4 protein-coding genes are annotated in these 6,707 nt (G+C 33.4%); all 4 read right to left on the bottom strand.

Translation table 11 applies throughout. The annotated features are described in order from the left end of the window. Positions 1–188: 188 nt before the first annotated feature. The 4 genes from RAO94_08630 to RAO94_08615 all read right to left on the bottom strand — a co-directional run bounded on the left by RAO94_08630 (position 189) and on the right by RAO94_08615 (position 6,585). Positions 189–1,256, bottom strand: coding sequence for a hypothetical protein (locus RAO94_08630; protein MDP8322400.1), 1,068 nt, complete (start codon positions 1,254–1,256; stop codon positions 189–191). Between the two features lie 55 nt (positions 1,257–1,311). Next, positions 1,312–1,524 carry a hypothetical protein gene (locus tag RAO94_08625; protein MDP8322399.1) on the bottom strand — a complete coding sequence of 71 codons (213 nt, stop codon included), beginning with the start codon at positions 1,522–1,524 and terminating at the stop codon, positions 1,312–1,314. Between the two features lie 346 nt (positions 1,525–1,870). Continuing rightward, entirely contained in the window at positions 1,871–2,749 is an 879-nt protein-coding gene (locus tag RAO94_08620) for a PorV/PorQ family protein (protein ID MDP8322398.1), read from the bottom strand. A gap of 26 nt (positions 2,750–2,775) precedes the next feature. Continuing rightward, positions 2,776–6,585 (bottom strand): hypothetical protein, encoded by a 3,810-nt coding sequence (locus RAO94_08615; protein ID MDP8322397.1) that lies wholly within the window; start codon positions 6,583–6,585, stop codon positions 2,776–2,778. Positions 6,586–6,707: the final 122 nt, after the last annotated feature.

The raw sequence follows: 6,707 nt of genomic DNA, 5'->3' as shown, positions 1-6,707 counted from the left end.
GAAAATAAAATAATAGGAGTCAAAATGCACTTATAAAGACCAACTTATATTCAAAATCAATCAAAAATTACAAACAAGAAATAGATTTTTTCTTCTCTTCTATCTAGTTTATTTTTATCATTGCTAATTTTTCAACCTATTATCCAGAAACCATTTTTTATTGAACAACCTAATTCTTGCTTAATAGATCAAGGCATTACAGAATTATACCATCCTAAACCATCACCAACTGCTCTATAATTAGCAATATCTGGATGCCAATTAAAGGTATATTCATCCCAAAAAACTACATACTTATACTCAGATCCACAGGTAACTCCATCTTCTTCCTCTGACAATTCGATCTCATAGATACCATCAATTTGCTCTATTAGCTGATAAGGTGAATCATAATCATCATTCCAAACATTAAAATCTCCTGCTATAAGAATTCTGTCGATATTAGTAAAATTAAAATAAGGATTGGCTGGATCAAATCTGAATGTGTAGGTTGAACCAATTTTACTTGGACTTTCATAATCTGTGATATATGAGAAATAGCTGATTGTATCACTGACAATAAAGTTTCTATCAACATAAAATAATTGCGAATACATCTCATAATAGCTAAAATTTGGCAACCAGTTAGTTTCATCCAATTTTAGATCGTATGGTTCTTCATCATTACATTGAAATAACATCCATCCATGATTATTCTGATTATTCTGATTAATTAAATAATTTACTCCAGCGATATCCTTTGCCCAAGTATTTATATCAGCAATTATGTTTACGGAATAAAGTGTTTCATGATTCAAGCCTAAAACTGCATAGTTAACGTCATCAGGAAATTGAAATTCCTCTCCATAATGCAATGATATAGTAGGCTCTAAGTCTATTATATAGTCGCTGATAGTGATTTTATTGGATACATGGATATATACATGACAATCAATCATTTCTGATACAATAAGGATACTGTCAGTATCAACAAATATTCTGAAATCCATATTGTAATCTCCGGCATCAATATCTGTGAATTCAGCTTTTGCTATTAAAAGAGAATCCTGAATTGTAAGAAATGTGGAGTCCGAATAACTCTCTCCACTTATCTTGGCAAAAACTCCAGTTACATTAAGATTGTAATTGTACATTGTATCTAGCAGAATATTGATTTCTAAATTAGTAGGTTCATCAGTGCTACATGTTGGTGATTTTTCGCAATTAGTCAACAATAATACAATAAGCGTAAGTAATAATAATTTCATCAATTTCATAATATTCTCCTTAAGTTATTAGATTCTGGCTTAATCATCTCCTCATTCTATGATCTCAAAAAAAAAGGCTGAGATTCAGAATACTCATTTTATCAGATACAGTAACCATTCCATTAGCAACTTCTGATAAATGTGTCTCATTGAAAGGATATGTAATCTCAATTTTCGGTGCTGTGACGTCAACATCAGAAGAACTACAGTCACATGATGAAATATATAGCGTTACCATAATTAATACTACAATAAAGGTTCTACTCTGGTATTTCAAAAACTCTCCTTAGATTAAACAACCATAGTTACTTTTTATAAGAAATAGATACTGCTCTAATAATAATTCTCTGTATAACTATTTATAAAATCTTATGTATATTTATATGTCAAATATCACATATTTCTAAAAATATGTCAAATATTATTTTAATATCCTGTCTTTACTCATATTTGATAAAAACTTGTCACTATGCCTGAAGTGCACCGCCGGGTATTTCCAGGTCCATCCTTCGCTAAAGCTACGGCACGGTCTACGAGGTGCAGATAAAGGACAATAATAATTCGTTCAGATAATGATAACTTCTGCTTCACTGGGTTATATAAGGAAATTTTCCGCCTGGTTATTAGAATTTAAGATTCACTGATATTTGGTGTGTATCATCAATTCCTTTATAGGGGATATACGAATAATCAATATCAAAACTCCCTACTTTCAATCCAATTCCGGCAGAATAAGTGCTTGATGTATCATATCCTCCCCTAATTGCTAATGTTTTTCTTATTAATAATTCACCACCTGCATTATAATAAACATCAGTGTCTCTAGGCACATTTACATCCACCCCTAAAGTGATAAATTTATATTTATAGCCAAACCCGCATTTGATATTTCTTGGTAATGGATCAGCACTTTTAATAAATTCGATTCCTTTGCCAAGGTTTTGAACAACAACACCAACATTGAATCCTTCTAATATTAAAGAATCATAATACAAACCTATATCTATTGCATATCCTTCAGCTGTTTCTTCCTCTATTTTTTGATATATGTATTTGACTCCTAAACCAGATGACAATCGGTGAAACAATTTCAGTGAATATGAAATAGTGCCAGCAGCATCAAAAGCAGAATATTCTCCTATATTCTGGAAATTTTCATATTTAGGTATATTACCTGATGACGAATATGATATTGCAGTTCCCCAGACCCCTTTTCTCGTTGGTAATATTATTGCCAAGTATTGATAACTCATATCCAGTAACCAGAAGTTTTGCATCCCTAATATTTCTACTGATGTGATCTGAGTTAAACCTGCTGGATTCCAGTAAATGGCACTGGGATCATCAGCTATACCAGCAAAGGCCTTACCCATTGCACAAGCTTTTGCTCCCACTCCAATCTTTAAAAACTGTGCTCCCGTTTCACCAACCGCATTGAGCTTTTCTGCATAAAAAATACTAAAAAGAAATATGATCATCAGAATTGACATTGTCTTTTTCATTATTTCTCCTCGTAACTCATTATGAGTTACTTTATTATTGCAAATTTATCACGGTATTGCTTACCCGAAGATGTTGTGAGCACCCATATATATACTCCACTTGCGACCGGTTTATTATCTTTACTTCTGCCATCCCAGATTACTGTAGCTTCGTCCTCTCCGGCATTCAAGGTAATTATATGCTCGCCTGCTTTATTATATACTTTGATTTCTGAACCTGCTACTTTAGCACCAAAAAAAGTCATTTCAGTATGCCCTCGTGATGGAACAAACGGACTTGGTGAAACCGCCATTGTAGGTGCTGTCTTGATCGTTGTTATTGCGTCATGACCTGCAGGAATTGACTCTCTATTACCAACATTATCTTTGGCAACACTATAAAAATGATATGTGTGTTTGTTTTGCCCAGAGAAGATTGCTGAAGTCAAATCTGAAGTAATCCAATGAGTGTATGGTTCTCCGTTATCTGAAACATAAATCGAATATTCCTTTATACTGGAACCAGCTTCATCGTCTTCCCCATACCAGTCAATTATAAAACTTAATAATGGTTGCTCAGGTGACAATTGAATTATATTACTACTTGGAGGTTGCGCATCTATTGTATTCAATATATTATCTGTTAACATGGGTTCATTATAATCGAAAATAATTGAAGCCTGGTTAAATATTTCAGTCCCGCTTGGAAGATCTGGTTTTTGATTAACATGAAACATCACCCAGCCTTCACCCTCTTGTGAATTGATATTAGGAGGTAAATTGATGTCTTCAAAATACCAGGTGATAAGTCTGGAAGTCGAATCAATGGTAGTCTCAACTTCATGACTTGATTCATCAAAAGTTAAAGTTGACCAATCAAGGTTCAAATCAAGGGTGTCAGTAATCCAGATATTTTGTGCATTTGCAGTAGCAGTATCCAAATTTTCAAAATGGATTATATAGTAAAGTGGTTGGTTTTGTTGGATATAACCCAATTCACCATATCCAAATAGTCCGGCTTTATCATTTGGATCCCAAGATTGGCTAGTTGTTATCTCTATTTCGAGATCTGTAATAAACGAAATTTCACCACAATATTCTTGAATATTTTCTCTAATGTAAAGACCAGTAAGTGCATATAGATTGCCCATAATACCATTCCAATCATTCCCAGTTAATATATAGTAATATAATGCAGGTGAATCAGTGATACACTCTTGAAATGAGAATAGATCTATCCCAAGCCCATCTTGAAATGCTTCGACTATTGCTTCAGTACATTTAAAGAAAAGAGAATATGGTCTATTTACATTCTCTTGACACCATGTTCTTAACTGATAAATCTGATCATCAGTTAAATTAGGATTATATTTATCCCAAAAACCATAATTTTCCCAAAAAGGTAAAGGATGTAATGGAAATGTTCTTTTGCAGAAATCATACCAAGATGTAAATTGAGTACCAACATTATCATTTAGATTTTCCCATACACATGGTTGACCTTCAATATAAATTAGGATACCAACATGAGCCGTTCCCCATTCCCATTTTGGCCATAAGTAATTACCTTGAAATACAATAGAACCTTCCGGTGGTGGTGGCGGTGGGAACTCTCTGCTATGTAATTTTTTATCTAAATTATCTGCTTTAATGTTAGAAATCACTCTCGAAGATATTGAATTGTCATTATGCTTGTAAATTGATGCTTGGTAAGTCAAATATAGTGAACCTCCATTTACAGCTGTAAGTTTAAAAGGGAACAATTTTATATCGTTAGGAGGATAATTGTATCCAATATATCCAAGTGTATCGCTGAATGTTGTGTCTTCAGGTGCAATACTCCAAATAAACATATCTGTAGGAAAGTGAGAAATTAATCCATTTGAAGACGCAATAATTTCTATAGTAAGTAGATCCGCATTTATATTTCCAGTATTTTCAACATAAATCCAAAGGATTTCTTCATCTCCAACTAAAACGTTTGTACTCCCAATAATATCAATAATCAAATTGTCTATTCCTTCTCCAATCTCAAAACCATTAAAAAAAGTTCCAGAATACCCATCAGAGTTAGTTATTACAATATTCCACGTACCCAACTCTTGTTCTATCAAATCGAAGGTAACGATAATATTGGAAGTGTCAATAATCGTAGTCATTGATGCATAAGCAATTATATCTTGCTGACCTTCTTTAGTGAGTTTCACTATTGCTTCTGGCTCAAAGCCAGATCCAGTGATTTCTACAGTTAGTGAACCAGTATTTCCGCCATAATTTGGTGAAATACCATATATTAATGGTCCAACACCTTGATTAATAGTAACTTGTGATGTTTTCATATTATTAGATGAGTGCTCGTCCTCCTCTAAGATAGTGGTACATGTTACTATATGAGTACCTGCCGGGTTTGCAACCCAATCGGAAAAACTGATTGTATCTTTTTCACTTTGTACAAGAGTTACTATCTGGCTATCAGAATAAATATCTCCGATTAAGAAACTGGTCGTAAATGTTTCAACATTCAGTCCAAAATTCTTAATAATTGCTGTAGGTAGAATTTCTATATCAATAGGAACTTCTTCGTCAGGTACAATTATCTCTACGACGCCTACATCATGTTGAAATGGTTTTCTACCTAAAACAGTATTACCTGACGAACTTTCGCTAATACCATTCCACCATTTACGAAATGTCTTAGTTACCTGAATTGATGCTTCCGCTTGGATAAGCAGTGGCATTGTGGTCCATCCATCCACTTCTCCTTCATGTAAATAAGCTCTCTCTTTATAATGTAAAAACAAACTGTCCACTGGTATGCCGTCGGTAAGAAGGATTATATTATTATTATCCTCCAGGGAGACTATACAAACTTCGCAACTTGGAAAACCATGACCACTTGTATTATATGGTTCGATTATTGCTTCTCTTATTCCTAATTCAAATGGTAATAATGACAAAGCATAACTGTAATGACGGTAGTCACTAGCCCAAGGATCTCGGGCATAAATATCACTTAGATATATGGAATAAACAGGTTTTGTACTATTGATACTCACCTCTGTTGAACAGGTATTGGCAATGTAATCTCCTTGATTTAGTTCGAATACAACCGAATCTACAGTTACTGATGTAGAATCCCAAGGGGCCATGACATACAGCATAGTTGAGTCTGATGACGATTGATATGAGTAAGGATGTTGATGAGGGCAGAAATAATTTGTGCCCAAAAAAGTTGTCGGGTATATCTCATAAGCAAAGGTGGACCCGTAGTGGTCACTGGTATAATTTACTGCAACTATCATAATTGGCTTATCACTGCTTACACAACTTCCCGCTGGAATAGTATATAATCGTTCGGTCTGACCTATGCTCAGATTATAACTATCATCACCCACAGTTATGTATGTATTATCCTGAGTTGCTAGTACTGAAATTAATGTATTAGGTGTTGGGATCCAGTATTCTGTTCCCAAAAAACTCTCTTCAAGTATATAGTACATAATAAGACCATCTTCATATATCCCATAATGTCCTGTAAGAAAATAATATTGAAGTTGTATTGGTTTATTTGAAATTATTTGTAGTCCCTCACATAATAATGGTCTTTCAATTATCCTTGTAACTCCAGTATTTAAGTAAAAACTATCAGTTTCAACCTGAATAAAAGTACTATCTTCGAAAGCATAAATTTCCAAATAATTTTGAGTTACACTAGCTCCGATGTGAAAAGTATCAACATAAGGAATCCAATAGCGATAGATATTATCTTTTGAAGATGTAGCATATGCTATTTGATAGATAAACAATAATATTAAAATAAATATCGTATATAAATTAACTCTTGTTTGTTTATTCATAATCGCTTCCTCCTAATTCTTTTTTATCTTTGTTATTCCTTTTTTTGTTCTACAATTTTACTTCCGTTATTTGTCATTTCGCTTAACATCTATACCTACGTCATTCAAAAGAGCTGTAGAAA

It is taken from the genome of Candidatus Stygibacter australis (assembly GCA_030765845.1).
GTDB lineage: Bacteria > Cloacimonadota > Cloacimonadia > Cloacimonadales > TCS61 > Stygibacter > Stygibacter australis.
The sequence above is the reverse complement of the archived record's forward strand: the minus strand, read 5'-3'. Positions and strand labels throughout refer to the sequence as shown.